This window comes from Sphingopyxis sp. CR5, assembly GCF_059693785.1.
On record NZ_JCATIE010000006.1, the window covers coordinates 276,453 to 295,565 of the forward strand.

17 protein-coding genes and 1 pseudogene are annotated in these 19,113 nt (G+C 61.4%); 7 read left to right on the forward strand and 11 right to left on the reverse strand.

All coding sequences use genetic code 11. The features are described from left to right. The first annotated feature begins 150 nt into the window (after nucleotides 1–150). The 3 genes from AC58D2_RS11575 (at nucleotide 151) to AC58D2_RS11585 (ending at nucleotide 3,794) form a co-directional block, all read left to right on the forward strand. A complete protein-coding gene (locus tag AC58D2_RS11575; RefSeq protein ID WP_497390416.1) occupies nucleotides 151–1,554 on the forward strand; it encodes an exopolysaccharide biosynthesis polyprenyl glycosylphosphotransferase in 1,404 nt (467 codons plus the stop codon). A 76-nt stretch (nucleotides 1,555–1,630) separates the two neighbouring features. Further along, complete coding sequence (locus tag AC58D2_RS11580) at nucleotides 1,631–2,728, forward strand: glycosyltransferase family 4 protein (RefSeq protein WP_497390418.1); 1,098 nt, start codon at nucleotides 1,631–1,633, stop codon at nucleotides 2,726–2,728. Next, entirely contained in the window at nucleotides 2,709–3,794 is a 1,086-nt protein-coding gene (locus AC58D2_RS11585; RefSeq protein WP_497390420.1) for an acyltransferase family protein, read from the forward strand. The genes AC58D2_RS11580 and AC58D2_RS11585 overlap by 20 nt, the downstream gene beginning before the upstream one ends. A gap of 37 nt (nucleotides 3,795–3,831) precedes the next feature. On the opposite strand, the gene AC58D2_RS11590 is transcribed toward AC58D2_RS11585, so the two are convergent. From AC58D2_RS11590 to AC58D2_RS11625, 8 genes are all read right to left on the reverse strand, one after another. After that, a complete protein-coding gene (locus tag AC58D2_RS11590) occupies nucleotides 3,832–4,455 on the reverse strand; it encodes a hypothetical protein (protein ID WP_497390422.1) in 624 nt (207 codons plus the stop codon). A 723-nt stretch (nucleotides 4,456–5,178) separates the two neighbouring features. After that, the gene (locus AC58D2_RS11595; RefSeq protein ID WP_497390424.1) at nucleotides 5,179–5,706 is read right to left on the reverse strand and encodes a serine O-acetyltransferase; all 528 of its coding nucleotides are present in this window, start codon (nucleotides 5,704–5,706) and stop codon (nucleotides 5,179–5,181) included. A 5-nt stretch (nucleotides 5,707–5,711) separates the two neighbouring features. Beyond that, nucleotides 5,712–6,944: a lipopolysaccharide biosynthesis protein gene (locus tag AC58D2_RS11600; RefSeq protein WP_497390426.1), complete on the reverse strand. Its 1,233-nt coding sequence runs from the start codon at nucleotides 6,942–6,944 to the stop codon at nucleotides 5,712–5,714. Beyond that, complete coding sequence (locus tag AC58D2_RS11605) at nucleotides 6,941–7,723, reverse strand: glycosyltransferase family 2 protein (protein WP_497390428.1); 783 nt, start codon at nucleotides 7,721–7,723, stop codon at nucleotides 6,941–6,943. Before AC58D2_RS11605 ends, AC58D2_RS11600 begins: the two co-directional genes overlap by 4 nt. A gap of 43 nt (nucleotides 7,724–7,766) precedes the next feature. Next, nucleotides 7,767–9,968 carry a GumC family protein gene (locus tag AC58D2_RS11610; protein ID WP_497390430.1) on the reverse strand — a complete coding sequence of 734 codons (2,202 nt, stop codon included), beginning with the start codon at nucleotides 9,966–9,968 and terminating at the stop codon, nucleotides 7,767–7,769. A 30-nt stretch (nucleotides 9,969–9,998) separates the two neighbouring features. After that, nucleotides 9,999–10,568, reverse strand: a complete 570-nt coding sequence (locus AC58D2_RS11615; RefSeq protein ID WP_497390432.1) for a polysaccharide biosynthesis/export family protein — start codon at nucleotides 10,566–10,568, stop codon at nucleotides 9,999–10,001. Between the two features lie 327 nt (nucleotides 10,569–10,895). After that, nucleotides 10,896–11,912 carry an SDR family NAD(P)-dependent oxidoreductase gene (locus AC58D2_RS11620; protein ID WP_497390434.1) on the reverse strand — a complete coding sequence of 339 codons (1,017 nt, stop codon included), beginning with the start codon at nucleotides 11,910–11,912 and terminating at the stop codon, nucleotides 10,896–10,898. 116 nt (nucleotides 11,913–12,028) lie between these two features. Then, the gene (locus AC58D2_RS11625) at nucleotides 12,029–12,760 is read right to left on the reverse strand and encodes a metallophosphoesterase (protein ID WP_497390436.1); all 732 of its coding nucleotides are present in this window, start codon (nucleotides 12,758–12,760) and stop codon (nucleotides 12,029–12,031) included. 320 nt (nucleotides 12,761–13,080) lie between these two features. Between AC58D2_RS11625 and wecB the strand changes: the two genes are divergently transcribed. From wecB to AC58D2_RS11645, 4 genes are read left to right on the forward strand one after another with little or no spacing between them, the layout of a single operon-like run. Beyond that, nucleotides 13,081–14,196 carry a non-hydrolyzing UDP-N-acetylglucosamine 2-epimerase gene (gene wecB / locus AC58D2_RS11630; RefSeq protein WP_497390438.1) on the forward strand — a complete coding sequence of 372 codons (1,116 nt, stop codon included), beginning with the start codon at nucleotides 13,081–13,083 and terminating at the stop codon, nucleotides 14,194–14,196. Next, nucleotides 14,186–15,481, forward strand: coding sequence for a UDP-N-acetyl-D-mannosamine dehydrogenase (gene wecC / locus AC58D2_RS11635; protein ID WP_497390455.1), 1,296 nt, complete (start codon nucleotides 14,186–14,188; stop codon nucleotides 15,479–15,481). Before wecB ends, wecC begins: the two co-directional genes overlap by 11 nt. Nucleotides 15,482–15,533: 52 nt before the next feature. Then, nucleotides 15,534–16,364, forward strand: a complete 831-nt coding sequence (locus AC58D2_RS11640) for a class I mannose-6-phosphate isomerase (protein WP_497390439.1) — start codon at nucleotides 15,534–15,536, stop codon at nucleotides 16,362–16,364. Continuing rightward, nucleotides 16,361–17,425 (forward strand): mannose-1-phosphate guanylyltransferase/mannose-6-phosphate isomerase, encoded by a 1,065-nt coding sequence (locus AC58D2_RS11645; protein WP_497390440.1) that lies wholly within the window; start codon nucleotides 16,361–16,363, stop codon nucleotides 17,423–17,425. The genes AC58D2_RS11640 and AC58D2_RS11645 overlap by 4 nt, the downstream gene beginning before the upstream one ends. Nucleotides 17,426–17,474: 49 nt before the next feature. Here the strand turns inward: AC58D2_RS11645 and AC58D2_RS11650 are convergent, their stop codons facing one another. From AC58D2_RS11650 to AC58D2_RS11660, 3 genes and pseudogenes are all read right to left on the reverse strand, one after another. Beyond that, complete coding sequence (locus AC58D2_RS11650; protein ID WP_497390441.1) at nucleotides 17,475–18,395, reverse strand: HEPN domain-containing protein; 921 nt, start codon at nucleotides 18,393–18,395, stop codon at nucleotides 17,475–17,477. Between the two features lie 51 nt (nucleotides 18,396–18,446). Then, nucleotides 18,447–18,701, reverse strand: a complete 255-nt coding sequence (locus tag AC58D2_RS11655; RefSeq protein ID WP_497390443.1) for an RNA polymerase sigma factor — start codon at nucleotides 18,699–18,701, stop codon at nucleotides 18,447–18,449. Then, a pseudogene (locus AC58D2_RS11660) lies at nucleotides 18,698–18,970 on the reverse strand (zincin-like metallopeptidase domain-containing protein); the annotation flags it as partial. The pseudogene AC58D2_RS11660 and the gene AC58D2_RS11655, both read right to left, overlap by 4 nt. Between the last annotated feature and the right edge of the window lie 143 nt (nucleotides 18,971–19,113).

The window sequence follows — 19,113 nt, forward strand, 5'->3', positions numbered from 1 at the left end:
GGCTAGTGTGCAGTGCAACATAGCAGGGTCGCCCATACATATACGAAAGCAAAATTGCTGGCTTTTGGTGCCGGTGATCAGAGTTCGACGTGAGATTGTGAGGCCCAGATGAATTTCGAATCTTCCTTTGGCGGTGCCAAGCCCCCCAAGATGGATGGCGCCAGGCGTCCCGACATGCACCCGCTGCCTGCAAGATTAGGCAGGAGGACGCTGAGCCTGCTGACGGGCAAGAAGCGCAAGCGCGCGTTGCTGGCCACATGGTCGCTGATCGTCGACCTGCTGTGCATCAGCCTCGCGTTCGTCGCGGCAAGCCTTGTGCGTCACGGCTATCTCGACGACGACCAGGTCGTACGGATCCTGGTTATCCTGCTTCCGATCTATTCGGGGATCAGCCTCAACAATCGCGCGCACAAAGTCACCGCGCTGCTGGAAAATTTCAAGAGCGCGACTCGCGCGGCAACCGCCTTCCTGTTTGCCGCATCGTCGATCCTGCTCGTGGCATTCTTCCTGAAGATCGGCGCGGATTTTTCGCGTTTGCTGTTCGGGATCGGGACACTTATCGGCTTCAGCCTGCTAGTGGCGTGGCGAAACGTCCTCGCATCCCTCTCTCGTCGCTATCTCGGCGCGTTCCCCTTTGCGACCCTGTGCATCTACGACGACGTCTCGCGCGGCATCAGAAGCGGCGACGGATCGATCGCCGCCAGCGATTTTGGACTTTTGCCCAATCCCGGCGACCCGGCCATGGTAGATAATCTCGGTCATCTGGCGCGCGGAATGGACAGCGTGGTCGTCCATTGCTCTGCGGAAAAGCGCATCCAGTGGGCCTTCATGCTCAAATCGCTCGATGTTCCGACCGAGATAGTCATGCCCGAGCTCGACGCGCTGGCGCCGCTCTCGATCGCGCAGCGGTCGGGCCAGACGAGCCTGGTGCTGACGAGCGGGCCGCTCGATTGGTCGCAAAGGTTGATCAAGCGTAGCTTCGATCTCGCGGTGACGCTCGCGATACTGCCGGTTCTGGCTCCGATCCTCGCGGTCGTTGCGATCGCGATCAAACTCGACAGCCCCGGACCCGTCTTTTTCAAGCAGGACCGCATCGGGCTGGGCAACCGCAAGTTCAAGATATTGAAATTCCGCTCGATGCGCGTCGACATGCAGGATGAACGGGCCGCCAAGCTGACCGAGCGAAACGATCCGCGTGTCACGCGCGTGGGCGAATTCATCCGCAAGACGAGCATCGACGAACTGCCCCAGTTCCTGAACGTCCTGTTCGGCGACATGAGCCTCGTCGGTCCGCGGCCCCACGCCGAGCTCGCCCTCGCGGGCAAGTCGCTCTATTGGGAAGTCGATTCCAGCTATTGGCATCGCCATGTCGTGAAGCCCGGCATAACCGGTCTCGCCCAGGTTCGGGGGCACCGCGGCAATACCTTCCACGAACAGCAGTTGCGCGACCGGCTGAACGCCGACCTGGAGTATGTTTCCGAATGGTCGCTGACCTCCGACATCAAGATCCTGCTCCAGACCGCCAGGGTGCTGTTTCACAAAAACGCCTTTTGAGCGAAAAGGGCACGGAAGAGCATAGTTCTCCGCGCCCTCTCCTGCACCTCACTCCGCCCGGACACGCGATACCATAATGAAAATCCTGCATATCTGCGAGACCATCAAGGGTGGCGTCGCGACCTATCTCAACACGTTCGACACCCTATGCGGCGGCGAAACGGACAATATCTTCCTCGTGCCCGAGCATCATGCGGACCAGTTGACCGTCGCCGGGCGTATCGAGACCTTTCCAGCCCAGGGACGTGGCGCGGGAACCGTTGCCGCCCTGTGCCGCGCCGCACTGCGGATGGCGCGCGCCGAAAAGCCCGATATATTATTCTTTCAATCCTCCTTCTCGTTGATCGCGATGGCGTGGCTGCGACTGCATCGCGTGCCGGGGAAATATGTCTATTGCCCGCACTGCTGGGGGCAGGTGCCTTACTCCGAGCAGCCTTTCAAACGCAGGCTGGTCGCGGCGGTCGAGGGGCGGCTCGTCGGCCTGTCCGACATGGTCGTCAACATCGCGCATAACGACCGCGCGATCGCCGAGACGAGCGGCTATCGCGGCCGCCATATCGTGGTCGAGAACGCCCTCCCCGACCTGCCGGCGGGCGCCGCCGACGTTTCGCCCTATGATGCGGGCGAAACAAAGCGCCTGAACCTGCTGTTCGTGGGCCGGTTCGACCGGCAGAAGGGGCTCGACCTGCTGCTCGATGCCTTTGCCGAGGCGGTGAAGCGCAATCCCGATCTTTACCTTCACGTCGTCGGCGCGGGGGTCGTCGATGGCGGCCGGGCGGGGCCCGTCGCGCCGCCGCGCACCCATTTCCACGACTGGGTTCCGCCGCAGCGGATCGCCGCCTATTATCGCCATGCCGACCTGGTCGTCATGCCGTCACGATGGGAGGGATTGCCGATGGTGCTGATCGAAGCCTTGCGCGCCGGAACGCCGGTCATGCTGTCGAACCGCAGCGGCATGGAACAATTGGTCGAGGACGGACGCAGCGGCTTTGTCCTGCCGCTTTCGGTCGAGCGTTTCGCGGAGGCTCTGGGCTCGGTCGACGCCGCGCGCCTCGCCGCCATGCGCCCCGCCGCGCGGGCGCTTTACGAAAAACGCTATGGCCCCGAACGGTTCCGGCGCGAAACGATGAAGGCGCTCCGCGACATCCTCGGCGATGCAGGGCCCAGCCGCTGACATGGAGCAGGCAGAGAAACCCAGACCGCATCTGATCGCGATCCAGGCGCTGCGCGGAATTGCCGCGCTGGTGGTCACGCTCGGCCATGCGGTCACCGAGGTGCAGCAGGCGCGCGATCATTTCCCCGGTTTGCCGTTCGATTTCGGGATCGGCGTCGATATCTTCTTCATCGTTAGCGGCTTCATTATGGTCTTCACGAGCCTGTCGACCGCCGGAACGCCGTCCGCACCCGCCTATTTCCTGCAACGCCGCTTCATCCGCATCGTGCCGCTTTACTGGTTCTACACCGTGGCGATGCTGGCGGCGATCCTGCTCGTGCCGTCGCTGCTCAACAACAGCAGCATCGACACGGGAATGGTCGTCAGTTCCTTCCTTTTCTTCCCCTATCGAAACACGATCGGGGAATTCACGCCGGTCCTCGCGCTGGGGTGGACGCTGAATTACGAGATGTTCTTCTATCTCCTATTCGCGCTGGCCCTGCTCGCAAAGACGCCGCGGGCATGCTTCCTCGCCCTCTCCGTCCTGATCGTCGCGTCGCTGGTGGTCGGGGGGGCCTATGGTGCGGGACCCTGGGCCTTTTGGGGGAACAGCATCATCCTGGAATTCCTGTTCGGGGCGGTGCTGGGAATGATCTTCCTGACCGGCAAGGTCGAGGCCCGCGCATGGATTTTCTGGCTCCTGCTCGCCGCAATGGTGCCCGCCTATCTCGCGCTATTGTCCTTTTCGGACATCCGCGCGCTGCATCTGGGCATTCCCGCGGCCTTCATCTCCACCGCCTTCATCCTGTTCGTGCCCGAACATTTTTTCCGGCACATCACGGCATTCGGCAAATATGTCGGTGACAGCTCGTACAGCCTCTACCTGTGCCACCCCTTCGCGCTCGGGATCGTCAAGGCGGTCTGGATGAAGCTCCACGGCGGAAGCATGGAACAGCCGCTCGTCTTTATCGCCCTGGCGGTGATCGCTTCGTTGATCGCGGCGCGGCTATCCTACCTGATGATCGAGGTGCCCGTGACGCGCTTTCTTTCGCATTTCATCAAGCGCAGGAAACCAGATCACGCCTGATCCGGCTCAGCTGGCCTGACCCCAAGGGCGGATTGCATCACATATTGGCGCGGGCCACCCTGTTCCGCAGTCCCCAGCTGTGCAGTGCCTTTACCATCATCACGAACAGATAGATCGGGACGATCTTGTAGATGTATATAATCGGCGCAACGGCGTTATATCCCACCTGAAAAACTTCCACCGACATAATAAACAAGAAAAGAAAACTGAACGGATTCGTCGTAAAGTCTCTGCATCGAAATTGTATCGACCGAAAAATCAGACCCGAGACAAGTCCGCCAAGAATCATTCCATAGATTGCGAAATTCCAGTACCACTCGCCAACGGACTTCAACGGCCAGCCGGTAACAGCCGGCTCGAACAAATTATGGAATTCGTAGTTCATATAGAGATCGTCGGGCTTGTCGGGCCAAACCGATCGAGGCACGATGGCGATCACGGAATCCACGAAACCCGCACCATATTTCGTTGGCGGCTTCCTTTCCAACAGCAATATGAATTTATCGTATGAATCCAGATTGGCCGCGTCGGAAATCGTCCGAACGACACCATCATCTTGCGCCTGCTCGCGCTGATACCAGCTATACTCGCTGTACCATAGCGAGTTGCGCACTTCCTTGAGCTGCACGATCAGAAAGACCACCACGAGCCCCAAGGACACGATTTTTACGGTGCTGATTTTCGAAATGAATATTCTGTATCCTAGAACGGAATATACGACAAAATAGATAAATGACGATCGCCCACCAAAAATAAGCGAGCTGACCGAAATCGCCAAAGCTATCGGAATTATAATGAGATTTATGTTTTTCCGATCCTTGTATTTTGTATGCGACATGTAGAAGACAAGCGTCATTATCAGGTATGATACGGTGGTCGGGATATGTTGGATAAAAGAAAACCCAGCCAGAGCGCCATCAATTCTGGTAGCCCGCGTCAATTCCTGGATGTTTGAACCATATATAGATATCAAATAGGCTATAACTCCGAGATAAATAGCCATAACGGGAAATAAGAGTATCACATACAACCGTGGGTTATATATGCTCTTTATTTTCGGAAAAAGCTGAGGTGGCAGAACTCCCTTGCGACCCAGCGATCCAATAATGAAAAATATACTCCACAATATCGTAAGTATATTAATATATATTTGAGCATCACCCACCCCGGAAAAAAAGAACTTTTCTGGAAAGGGAACATCTAAACCCAGAAATATTGCTGCGGGACGGAATATGTACACCATCCCGAAAATTAAATAATAAAGGAAAAATGAATCGCCAATTCGGCGAGACAGCAACCTGAATCCAACAAGGTTGACAATTAGTAACATTGTCCAGGATAGAATAAACGACATTATTGTGCCTAGCTGGATAACAGAATCGGGTTACGATATTTTGCGCGATTGAACTTCCGACAACGGCGCTCTCGCGACCGATCCATCGGGCATCGATTCCAGAACGACCGAATTGGCTCCCACCACGCTTCCATGCCCCAAAATGACCCCGCCGACCACGACGGCGCCAGCATAAATTATGCATTCGTCATCAACGGCCGGATAGGCGTCGTCCCTAGCATTTTTTCGACCAAGCGTAACATTCTGGTAGATAGTCACGTCGCGGCCGATAACCGATCCGTCGCCGATCACGATACCCGTAGCGTGCGGCAGCCGGAGCCCCGAGCCGATGGTCGCCCGGGGCGAGATGTAGCAGCCGTTCAACACGACATTCAGATACCAGAGCAGCTTTCCCAACGGCCAGAGCGGCACGATACGCATACACCGCCTCGCCAGCCTCGCCCGGAAAACGACGTGAAAACCGGGATGAAAGACAAATACGGCCAATCGCCGCATGAAGGTCGGGTTTCGGTCGAGCTGGGCGTCGATATCCGACACAATCCGGGCGCGCGCGGACATTCGCATTACCTCTTAACAACTATCTCCGACCGGATAGCATAGGCCATCAGCAGAATCATCGCCGCTTCGGCTACGCCGCGGGCAATGACCATGCCCCAGGCGCCGGTCTGCGGGATCGCCACTATGGCCGCAACAAGGCCGAGGCCGGCGCCCCAGATGATCGACCGCGAAACCTTGCGATCGGCATGGAACGGAACGAGGGTCAATTCACCAAGGGTCTCCCGCAGCGCCATCGGAATGCAAATCCAGCCGAGGATACGCACGAAATCCTGCGCGGGGGCCATGCTGTCCGAAAAAAGCAGGGAAATGACGAGCGGTGCGGCGATCTGAAGCGCGAGAGCGCAGAGCGTGCCTTGCGCGAGCAAAAGCCCACCATATTTCCGGACCAGCACCAAGGCCTCGTCGGTCGAACCGCTGGCGGCTTTCGCAATGCGGGGCATCACCGAAAAAATCACGGGCTGGGTCAGCGACGTCGCCGCGCCGACCAGCTTGCTGGCGATGCCGAAATAGGCGGCCTGTGCCGACGACGCCATGATCGACACAAGCCAGACAGATCCCGTCGTCAGCAAGGACGAGGAGGCGCGCAGGTAAAACAAGTCCAGCCCGGACCGGAGTCGCGACAGCGTATCGCGAAGCGGGATGCGCGACAGGCCGCCGACCTCCTTCACCGCGGCGAGCAGGCCGGCGAGCGACGACAGCAGCGGCCCCGTTGCATAGAGGATGGCGATCGTGCCGACCCCCATAGGCAACAGCAGCGACAGCAGGACAAGAACGACAGCAACGCCCTGCCCCGCGAAATCGATCGCCATGCCGCGCGCGGTTCGGGTGGTGCCGCGAAAATACCAGGCGGGAGAAAGGCCGGTGCCGATTGCGGTGATAACTGCCGAAACAGCCAAAGCGAGAGCCGAATCGGAGCGGCTGCTGTGGACGATTACCGGTGCGATGACGAGCGAAGCGACCAAGCCGTTCACCAACTGGCACTGGACCACGCGCGAAGCGATCAGCCGGTGTTCGGCCAGGTCCGACGTCAGGCTGAGTTCGCGCGGGGCCGACTGGTGAAAGCCATATTGGATGAAGATCGAGCCGAGCAGGCCGAGCGATTGCGCCGCAAGCAGATCCCCCATGTCGCCGGGCGACAGGATATGCGAAAAGAGCGGCAGCGCGATCAGTGGCAGCGCCAGCCGCATGCCGAAGAAAATATAGGTGCCGAGAATTTCCCGAGCGCCGCCGTATTTCACGAGGCGGCCCGCTTCGCGAGCCAGGTCGCGAGATCGGCCGGCATCAGATAGAGCAGCATCGATCGAACCATGCCCGCAACCCAGTGCGGGTTGAGCGGCTGGCGATGCGTCCACTGCGCCTTGATCCGCATGCGCAGCGACGTCTTGCGCCGCTGAAGGCTGAGGCCGGCGGGGTCGCGGACATAATCGATGACAATGTCGTCGAGACAGCGCAACACGCCCATGCGATGATAGCGGAGCGCCATCTCGTAATCCTGCGCCATGACGAAATCGGCGTCGTAATTGCCAAGCCGCCGCAGCGCATCACAGCGGATGAAGAAGGTCGAGTGCATGAACGGCGTCGCGCGATAGACGGATCGCGCCAGCGCCGCGGGGTCCGACACGCCATAGCGGAAGAGCGATTGCCCCGTCATGTCCGTGACGTCCGACCGACCGCCGAGCAGGTCGACATCGGGATGGTCCTCCATGAACGCACGCTGTTGTTCGATGCGCTGCGGACGATTGAAATCGCCGATGTCGAGCCGTGCGACGTAGCGGATGTCCGGATCGGCGAGGATATGCTCGATCCCGGCGCGCAAGGCGTTGGTAATGCCGCCGTTGGGCTCGACGCGCAGGACCTCCACGCCAGGCCGGTCTGACACCACAACGGGTTCGCGCGAGCCGTCGTCGACGATCAGGGTTCGGCAGGCGAATCCCTGCGTCGCGATCGACCGCAATGTATCGTCCATCGCGGCGCGGTCGGGATTATAGGCCGGAACCAGAAAACAGACGTCGGTCAACGGTAAATCTCACCTGGCTCTGCACTGCGAAGCGATGCGTTGCTTACCGGTATTCATAGGAATATTGATAGGCATATTCATAACCATATCCCGATTCCTTGACGTCGAACTTCGTCAGCAGCGCGCCGATGACATGGGCGCCGCCTTGAGCCAGGCGCTGGATCGCGGCCTTCGAATGTCCGGCCTGACTCTGCGCCGCTTCGATCACGAAGATACTCGCCTCCGCCATCGACGCGATCTCCACCGCATCGGCCAGCCCCAGGGTCGGCGGGCTGTCGATCAGCATCACGTCATATTGCGCTTCCAGATCGGCCAGCACCTTGCGCGCCGCTTCGCCGGCGAGCAATTCGGTCGGATTGGGCGGAATGCCGCCGCTGGGGATGAAGAACACCCCGTCGATTTCCGTCGGCTGCACAACCTCCGCCGCGGTCTTGTTGTGCGAAAGCAGGTCGGACATGCCGGCGCCGTTCTTCAGCCCGAACTTGTTGTGCTGATTGGGTCGCCGCAAGTCGAGGTCGATGACGAGGACTTTCTTGCCGATCCGGCTCAACGCCACCGCGGTCGCGAAACAGGACGAGGATTTGCCCTCCCCCTGCCTCGCGCTGGTGAACATCAGGCTGCGCGGCAAGCCGTGCGAGGTTACGAGCATCAGCGACGAGCGAAGGCTCGAGAAGGTTTCGGCGACCAGCGACTTGGGATCGAGGATCTGCTCTTCGACCGGGCTGTCGTCCTGCAGCTTCGGGATGGCGCCCAGCGACGGCAGACCCAGCTTGCGGCCGATGTCGTCGGGGGTACGGATCGTGTTGAACAGCTGTTCGCGGCCGAAGACGAACAACCCGGCCAGCATCAAACCGGCGAGCAGCGACAGCGCCATGTTGAACGGAATGCTCGGTTTGATCGGCTCCACCGGCGTTTCCGCGCGGTCGACGATCGACAGATTGTTCGCCTGAACACCGGCTTCGGCATTCAATTCGTTGTAGCGGCTGAGCAACAGGTCATAGAGCTGGCGATCGTTGTTGGTCTTGCGCTGGAGAATGCCCAGCTGCACCGACTCGCCTTGCTCGTTCAGCGTCTCGTTCTTGAGTTCGGTAATCTGCGATTCCAGCGCCTGCTCTTGCGCAAGCGCCGTCCGGTAGTCGCCGCGCAGCGTTTCGCGGACGCTCGACGCGATCGCCTCGACCTGGCGGTTCAATTCGTCGAGACGGGCCTTTGCCTGCTTGACCGTCGGGAATTCTTCCTTGCGGCGTTGCAGTTCCAGTTCGTACTGCGCCTGAACCAGTGCGCGCTGCTGGAGCAGCTGCTGGATCGCGACGTTGTTCAGCACTTCCGGCAACGTCATCAGCTGCTGACCGCGCGCGGTCTCCCACTTTTCCTGCGCTTCGATCCGCCGCGCGACCGCGGTTGCATAATCCTGGTTGAGCCGGACCAAGGTCGCGGTGACAAGCGACTTGGGATTCGCCGCCTGGCTTCCGTCGACCGATGCCGCGTTGCTGGCGTCGATGATCCGCGTCCGCCGCGCATAGTCGAGCGCTTCGCGCTCCGAATCGGCGAGCCGGATCGCGGCCTCGTCGAGCTGCTGCTTCAGAAAATCGCGCGCATAGGACGAGGTGTCGAACTTTCGCTGCAGATTATTGCGAATGAAATTCTGCGCAAAACTGTTGGAAATGCGCGCCGCAAGCGCGGGGTCGGGACTGTCGAACGCCACCGTTGCGATGCGCGAGTCGATCGGCAGCGATACCGTGAGATTTTCATCGAGCACCTGCATCACGAGCTCGCGTTGCGCCTCCTCGGGCGGCAGGTTGGTCGAGGATGCCTGGTCGGGGTCGACGTGCATCGTTTCAAGAAACTGCGGATTGTTGAACAGCCTCAGATCCTCGCCCACCATCTGCGCGAGCGAGCGGCTGCGGATCACGTCGAGCTGCGTCTTCAGGAAACGGTCCGAATCCTGGATGGCGGCGGTCGCATTCGTGTCCTCGGTCCCCAGCACCTTGGCGGCTTCCTGGTCGATCTGGACGGTCGATTCCGCGCGGTAAATCGGCGTCGACAACAGCGTCACCACGATGCCCACGAGCAGGCACCCGACGACGATCCCGGCGATCCAGTACCGCGACCGATAGATGGCGGCCCAGATGGCAGCAAAATTCAGCGTGAAAACGGCATCGTCCGAACCGTAATCGGCCTCGTCGCTCGACGCGATACGACCATTTGCGTTACCAGCCGCGATCCGGTTGGGGGCACTATCCATAGTTCGACACGTTCCAGTTCAGAATATTGATCAATTGCCGTCGAGCCGGACGAATACCGTCGCGAGAAGCGGCGAAAGCTGCATGAAGTCGCGGAACAGCTGCTTTGCAAAGCTGTTGCCGACGACGACGATATCGCTACCGAGAATTTCCGGATTGTCCGCACGACCCTTGCGAATGTCGTCGAGGTTGAACTGCGCCGCGTAGACGCCGTCCTGCTTGCGGCGGAAAACGATGATCTCGCCCAGCTTCGCCGTTTGTGTCGGCCCTTCGGCCATCGCCATCGCCTGGAGAAGCGTGGTCGGCCCCTGCAGCGGGAAGACGCCCGGCTTTTTGACCGCGCCTTCCACTGTGACGTTCTGCGTCGCCGAAGAGGAGACGATCGTCGAGACCTGCGGATCGACGAGATAGCGTTCGCCAAGGCGCTCGCCGATCAGGCTCGAAAGCTCGGTGCTGGTCTTGCCCGTCACCGAAACCTGGCCGATCAGCGGGAACAGGATATTGCCGCTGGCATCCACCGGCACCTCTTCGAGCGACAGATCGGGTTCCTGAAAGACGGTGATCTTGAGGACATCCAGGGGGCCGATACGATATTCGCTCATCGGCGCCTGACTCGACGGAGCGGGAATTATCTCATAGGCTTCAGGACCTTGAGGCAGATTGGTGCTCGCGCAGCCCGAAATCATGAGGCCGGCCGCCAAGGCGGCTGATTTCCTTAACAAAATCGATTCTCCATCCCTATTCGACCGCTCTTATCATCCACCCCGGGCAATGCAACAAATGATGGTTTGCCGCCGTTACCCGCCAATAAGCACCCTTCGATCCCATCCGAATCCGCCGCTTGCGCGACAAACCGGACAAGCACCGCCATTTTGAGACGGCCGGAGACCGAATTGCGGCGGCAGGAGCCTGCGCAGCCAGTCCGTATGTCAGATACGGTAGTAGTCGCGATACCAGGCGACAAATTCCGCGACGCCTTCGTTGATCGAAATGCTTGGCTTGAAGCCCGTCAAAAGCTCCAACAACGTGGCATCGGCCCAGGTTGCCACAACGTCGCCCGGCTGCATCGGCAGCATGTTGCGCGTGGCGGGCTTTCCGACAGCCTTTTCGACCGCTTCGACGAAATCCATCAGCTTCACGGGCTGGCCGCCGCCAATGTTGACGACGCGATAGGGCGCGACCGGCGAAAGGCTATCCCCTTCCTCGATCGCGTCCGCCGACTGCGGCCGCTCCGGTACCGCATCGATGAGCAGGCGGATCGCCCGCACCAGATCGCCGACATGCGTAAAATCGCGCGACAGCTCGCCGCCGTTGTAGATATCGATCGGCCGCCCTTCGAGGATCGCACTCACGAATTTGAAGAGCGCCATGTCGGGGCGCCCCCACGGCCCGTATACCGTGAAGAAGCGGAACATCGTCGTCGGGATATCCCACAGATGAGCATGGCTGTGCGCCATCGCTTCGGTGGCCTTTTTGGTCGCGGCGTAAAAGGAAACCTGCAAATCGGCTTTATCGGTCTCGCGGAACGGCATCGTCTCGTTTGCTCCGTAAACCGAGGAGGTCGAGGCGATCAGCAGATGCTTCACGGCATGGCGTTTGGCGGCTTCCAGGACGTGAAAGGTACCGACGATATTGCTCTGGACATAAGAGCCGGGATCTTCGAGCGAGTACCGAACGCCAGCCTGACCGGCAAGATGTACGATCACATCGGGTTCGAACGCATCGACCGCGGCATCGAACGCCTGCCGATCTTCGAGCATAGCCTCCACCGCCCGGAAACGGGCGTTCTGCAAAAGATTCTGGTGCCGGCGACGCTTCAGTTGCGGGTCGTAATAGTCGGTCATCCCGTCATAGCCGACGACCTCGAACCCCTCGTCCAGCAGCAACTGCGCCAGGTGATAGCCGATGAATCCCGCCGTGCCGGTGATGAAAACCTTGCTGCTCACGCGTCAAATACTCCCACGATGAAAATCAGGCCGGCACGCATGTGCGACAGCCGATTGACGGAAGGACCGGCGTTCATTCGGTCCCTGGCATTGTCGATGCTCCCCCAGAATATGTCTCAGGCTGCGTTTTCGATGGCCTGTTCGTTCGAAAAGAGGAACCAGCGCCGGTCCCCCTCAAGCCCCAATGCGGCGAGCGTTCCGCTGCGAAATGCCCCGACGTCGATGCCGATACGGTTCGGCTGCTCATCGGGTTCGCTCGTAATGCTGTGGCCGTGCACGATCATCTTGCCGTGGTCGCTGGGGTCGCCCAGAAATTCATCGCGAATCCAGCGCAGGTCCGACAGCGACTGCTTCTCGATCGGGACGCCAGGCCGGATTCCGGCATGGACGAAAACATAGTCGCCGATCTCGACGACATCCTCGCCCATGCCGAGATAATTGACATGCTCTGCCGGGACGATACTCGGCAAGCGCGCGGCAACATCCTCGAAGGTGGCGGTGGCGAAGCTCTTGTCGTCTTGCCAGTAGCTGCGTATCGTCGCATCGCCGCCGATCCGCATGAAGTAACGCACCCGCCGCACGTCGCCGGTCAGCGCCGCCAGGAAACATTCCTCGTGGTTCCCGATCAGCAGCCGCGTGTCAGGGAACTCGGCCCGCAGGTTCATTGCGCGTTCGACCACCGCGGCCGACTGGGCCCCGCGGTCGACCAGATCGCCGAGCAAAACAAGCGTCACCTGCGCGGGCGTCCGCCCCGCATTATCGGCCCTGATCCGGTCGATCATCTGCGCGAACAGGTCGTCGCGCCCGTGGATGTCGCCGATCGCATAGACGCGCCGCCCCTCGGGCACAGCGAAGTGCGAAGCGGCGGGAGCCGGGGACCTGGCTTTGCGTTTCCAGAAATTGGAGAGGGAAATCATTATGCTGCCGTCGCTTGATCGTCGATTTTCCGGCGTCCATGGCCGATGGGGCGCAACCTTGCCATCCCCCTAGCCATCCGCCCTGCTGGTGGCAATACGCCTTGGACGGTGGCATCGTTGCAAGGGCGACACGGACCCACGCGCCTTTTTTGCGGCCCCGAGGTCGCCGCTTAAGTGCGTCGCAAGACTTTCCTGTTACCCGGCAGCCAGTTACGCGCGATGCCATTGGCCGCCCGGTGGAGATGTATTGAATGAAGGTTATGACGGTTTTCGGCACGCGGCCCGAAGCGATCAAGATGTTTCCGGTCGTTCATGCCCTGCGCGACCAACCGGGCGTCGAGGTCAGAGTTTGCGTGACGGCACAGCATCGCGAGATGCTCGACCAGGTGCTCCGGATTGCCCGGATCGCCCCAGACATCGACCTTGACGTCATGCAGGCAAACCAGAGTCTTGATGCCTTGCTCGCGCGGCTCGTCACAGGCCTTGGCGCGACGTTCGACGCCGAGCGTCCCGATCGCATCCTCGTTCACGGCGATACGCTGACGACGATGGCCGCGACGCTCGCGGCCTATTTCCGCAAGATCCCGGTCGGCCATGTCGAGGCCGGGCTGCGCAGCGGCAACATCTATCACCCCTGGCCGGAGGAGGTGAACCGCAAGGTTACGGGCGCGGTCGCCGACCTGCATTTCGCGCCGACCGAGACCGCCGCGGCCGCGCTGCGGGCGGAGAATGTCGCGGGCGACGCCATTCATATTACGGGCAACACCGTGATCGACGCCCTGCTCGCAACGCAAGGACGGATCGCCGAAGATCCTGCCCTCGCCGCCGGGCTCGATCCGCTCGCAACGCGCTTTTCGGGCAGGCGCATCGTCGCTGTGACCTCGCACCGCCGCGAAAACTTCGGCGATGGCATGAAGGCGATTGCCGAAGCGATAGCCGCGATCGCGGCGCGGCCCGATGTTGCGGTGATTTTTCCGGTGCATCCCAACCCACACGTCAGAAGCGCAATGGAGCCGATTCTCGGCGGTCTTGCCAATGTGGCGCTGATCGACCCGCTCGACTATCCGCACTTCGTTCGCCTTCTATCGCTCAGCGACATCGTTCTCACGGATAGCGGCGGGGTCCAGGAGGAGGCGCCATCACTCGGCAAGCCGGTGCTCGTGATGCGTGAAACGACCGAACGTCCCGAAGGGATTGCCGCGGGCACCGCGCGGCTCGTAGGTACCGACAAGGCGCGAATCGTTACCGAAATATTCAGCCTTTTGGACGATGAGAGCGCCTATGCCGCGATGGCCCGCGCCCACAATCCTTTCGGCGACGGAACGGCGGCGAAGCAGATAGCGGAGATTGTTGCACGTGCCCATTGACGCCGAACAAAAGGTCACCGTCCTCGGGCTCGGCTATATCGGACTGCCGACGGCAGCACTCATCGCGCGCTCCGGGTGCCGGGTCACCGGCGTCGATGTCAGCCGGAAGGTCGTCGACACCGTCAACAACGGCAAGGTGCATATCGAGGAAGTGGACCTCGACGGGCTCGTGCAGGGCGTCGTCTCGCGCGGCGCGCTCACTGCATCGCTTGAGGTCGCCCCCGCCGACACGTTCGTCATCGCCGTGCCGACCCCGCACGACGATGAGCATCGCCCCGACATCAGCCACGTTCTTTCGGCCGCCCGGACGATCGCGCCGGCGCTCGAACGCGGCAACCTGGTTATCCTGGAATCGACCTCGCCGGTCGGCACGACGGAAAAGGTCGCTGCCCTGATCGCCGAGTTGCGCCCCGACCTCAAGGTGCCGGGCGCATGCGACGGCGCGGCCGACATCTTCATCGCCTATTGCCCCGAACGCGTGCTGCCAGGCCGGATCCTTGTCGAGCTCGTCGACAACGACCGCTGCATCGGCGGCATCACGCCGCGCTGTGCGCGCCGCGCGATGACCTTCTATCGCCAGTTCGTGCGGGGCGCCTGCGTCACCACCTCGGCCCGCGCCGCCGAAATGGTGAAGCTGGTCGAGAACAGCTACCGTGACGTCAACATCGCCTTTGCCAACGAGCTGTCGATGATGGCTGAGACAATGGGCGTCGACGTCTGGGAGGTCATCCGCCTCGCCAACCGTCACCCGCGCGTCAACATCCTCCAGCCGGGGCCCGGCGTCGGCGGCCACTGCATCGCGGTCGATCCGTGGTTCCTCGTTCATGGCGCGCCCGGGCAAAGCCGGCTGATCCGAACCGCGCGTGAGGTCAATCTCGCCAAGACCGCGCACGTGATCGGCGCCGCGGAAATGCTGGTGTCGCGGCACCCCGAAGCGCGCGTCGCCTGTCTGGGCCTCGCCTTCAAACCCAATATCGACGATTTCCGCGAAAGTCCCGCGGTCGAGGTCGCCGCGGCGCTCGCCCGGCGCTTCGGCGAACAGATACGCATCGTCGAGCCGTTCGCGCGCAGCCTGCCACCAGAATTCGAGGGCACCGGCGCCGAACTGCTCGATCTCGACAGTGCTTTGTCGTCCTGCGATATCCTGATCGTTCTCGTCGATCATGAACTGTTCAAATCGATCCCGCTCGAAGAGCGCCGCGACATGATCGTATACGACACGCGCGGCCTGTGGCCCGATCAGCAGCAGCTGCATGCCATACAGGGTACGCGGCTGGTCGCCTGACCGTCCGATCCGGTTTGACTTGCCCGGCAAAACGACTCACGCTGGAGCGACCATGATCAGGCTGGAAACCCGTATTGTCGAAAAGCCGTGGGGCAGGACCGATATCCCCCCGGCTTTTGGCGAGTTCGGCGGGCGCCGCATCGGCGAGATCTGGTTCGAAGATCCGGCGGGAGCCTCTGCGCCGCTGCGGGTGAAGTTCCTGTTCACCTCGCAGCGGCTGTCGATCCAGGTCCACCCCGACGACGAAGCGGCGCGAGCGCGTGGCCATGCGCGCGGCAAGGACGAATGCTGGCTGGTCGTCGACGCCGAAGACGGCGGCGAGATCGGGGTCGGCCTGACCGAGGCGGTGGATACGCGCACGCTGCGCGGCGCGGCTTGCGACGGCTCGATCGAGGAGCGTATCGACTGGCGCGCCGCCTCGGCCGGAGATTTTATCTACAACCCTGCGGGCACCATCCATGCAATTGGCCCGGGTCTGGTCCTCGTCGAGGTGCAGCAGAATCTCGACCTGACCTATCGTCTCTATGATTACGGCCGCGACCGGGAGCTTCATCTCGACGACGGGCTCGCCGTCGCGACCTTGGCGCCGCACCACGACGCGCGCGACACCTACGTCAAAGAAGATGAAACCCGCTTGCTCGTCGATGGCCCGCATTTCCGCCTTTTGCACCTTGCAGGGGCCGAGATGGATAAATTCGCACCGCAGGAAGCGGAGCGTGCCATGCTAGTGCCGCTTTCGAACGGTTGCAGCGTATCGGGCGAAGTCGTTGCGCTGGGCGAGTGCGTGGTCCTGGACGGCAGCGATCGCATTGCTCTGGCGGCTGACGCCCGTGCTCTGCTGTGCTGGCCCAAAGCACCGGGCACGGCGGGGGCGCCGCAATGATCGTCCCCGTCATCCTGTCCGGCGGCTCGGGAACCCGGCTCTGGCCGGTGTCGACCGATGATTGTCCGAAGCAGTTCCACGCGCTTGCGGGCGATGTGAGCATGTTCCGGCAAACGATCGATCGCGTGGCGGATCGTCGCCGGTTCGCGCCTCCCATCATTGTGTGCGGCGTTGCGAATGTCGACCTTGTCGCCGCAGATCTTGCCGCCGCCAATGTTACCGACGCGAAAATTATCGTCGAGCCCGCTGCCCGGAATACGGCGCCGGCGATTGCTCTTGCCGCCGCCCTGCTGGAGCCGGAAACCGTGATCCTCGTGATGCCGGCGGATCACGTTATGACCAACGTGACGGCCTTTATGTCGGCCGTCGAACTCGCCCTGCCCGCGGTACAGGATGGCGCGCTCGCGACGTTCGGCATCGATCCATCCCACCCCGAAACCGGTTATGGCTACATCGCCGCGGGCAGCGAACTTGGCGGCCATCACGGTGTCTTTGCCGTCAATCGCTTCGTCGAGAAGCCCGAACGCGCCGCGGCGGAAGCCATGCTGGAAGAAGGCGGCCATTACTGGAACGCGGGCATCTTCCTGATGCGCACGGACCGTTATCTTGCGGAGCTTGCGCGCCAGCAACCGGCCATCCACTCGGCATGCGTCCATGCCATTTCGGATGCCACCTTCGACGCGTTGATCGTGCATCCTGACGAGGCATCATTCCTGAACAGCCCCTCGAATTCGATCGATTATGCCGTGATGGAAGGCGCCGGCAACGTCGTTGTCGTGCCCGTTGATCCCGGCTGGTCAGATGTCGGGGGCTGGGCAGCACTCTATGAGCTTGGCAGCAAGGACGAGGACGACAACGTATTGTCCGGGGATGTCGTGAGCTTTGACGCCCGGAGCAATTACGTCCGGTCCTCGCCAGGAAAACGCGTATCGCTCGTTGGTCTCTCCGATCTCGTTGTCGTCGTTGAGGGCGATGACATACTGATCCTGCCGCGCGCACGCGCACAGGATGTCAGACTGCTTGCGCAGAGGCGTTCCAGCGCCAGTCCTAGGTCAGATTGAGTGAAAGGACCGGCATAGCGGATATGCGGCCATTCCGGCAGGCCCTGCTCTAGTGAGCCTTGCCCTGCAGCTCAGCAATCCGCTCCGAACAAACCGCCTGCACGGCGCGGCCCAGTTCCTCGACGCGCTCACCCAGCCAGTGAAGCTCTTCCTCGCTGATCCGGTAATGCTTCGAGTAGCGCGCCTTTACATAGGCGTCCTTGAGCTTCTCGAACCGCGCGCGATCGCGCCGGCTCTCGCGCGGCCAGGCGTCGACGAGCCGCATGTCGAGGCGCTCGGCCTGCGTGCGCAGGAACCCCAGGTTGTGGACGTGAGGCGTGTAGAAGGTGCAGACCAGAAGGACGCAGTGGTAAAGGGTCTCTGCTGTCTGATGATATTCAAATGCAGCATGTTTCAGCAAACCCTCTTGCACTGCATATCGCGCAAGCTTGTCCCGCCCCATTGCCGCCGGAAACCACTCCTCAAAATACTCCGTCGCCATGGCGAGCGCCTCATCGGGCGTCTTCGGCTTCGGGGTGTGGAGTTCCTTGTCGTCGAAGCTGTAGAGCGCGATACCGTCTTTCGCGACGTCCATGAAGAAATAGCGCCCGTGCGCGAGCCCGTCGTTCACCTCCTGCAGCGTGTGGACGATGAAGTTGACCGGGGTTTTGAGCGTCTTGTCGATCGCAAGCTCGCGGGTGAGCCGATCGTCGAGCTTCAGCCAGTAGTCGACCTTCTCGGTGAGGCGCTTGTCGTTGACGATGATCAGAAGGTCGAAGTCCGAGCGATAGCCCTTCGCGGTATGGGGTTCGTCGACCCAGCCACCGCGCGCGTAGCTGCCATAAAGGATGATCTTCTCGATCCGTCCCTTCTTTTTCCAGCCCTGCGTCGCGAGCGCCAGCGCATCTTCGAATTCTTCGAAGATGATCGCCTTCACGCGCTCAAGCTCGCGCTGTTTCGCCGCCGGGAGATGATCGAGATCGGTTCGCATGGTGTTCCTCACCCTGTCGGGGTCGGCCCTGCTTGGCAAGACCCCCTCCCCTCACGCCTTCCAGAACTGCCACCAATATCGGGGCTTTCTCCCGAGCTCTTCATCGAGCACGGCAAGCGCCAGCCAGAGATGACACTCGACCTCGGTCGGGCTGAGGCCCAGTTCGTCCGCGATCTGCCGGTAACTCAGCCCATCGACTATGTGGGCGAGGAACACCGCCCGTTGCTTCGGGGACATGCGCAGCACCGCACGCTCGTAGCGGCGCAGCACCCGCCGCTCCGCTTCGGTAATGATGCGGCCCCTCACCGCTCCTCTCCCGCAAAGGCGAGGAGATAGTCGGCCGCCCTGCTCGCTGCGCTCGCGGCGCGGAAGATCGCGCGCGCGTCGCCGCGCAGCACATCGAGCCAGGAGGCGATATAGTCCGAATGGCGAACCGTCGGCACGATACCGAGCGAGGCGCAGGTGAACGCCGCCGCCATCTCGGCGACGAGCTCTTCCCTTGCATAGGCCTCCGAGCCGAAGCTGCACGCCTGGTCGCGGTTCAGCCGGCTGGTGTGGCCGGTCCAGTGGCCGTTATGCCGATATCGGCATAAGACCCATAATGCCGCGATCCGGATTATGCCGCATGGCCTCCGCTGGAGGGCGGATAGCCCGGCATCGGCCATGCAGCTGTTCGGCATAATCAGAGCCCTTCCAGGAACGCGAGGAGGTTATCGTC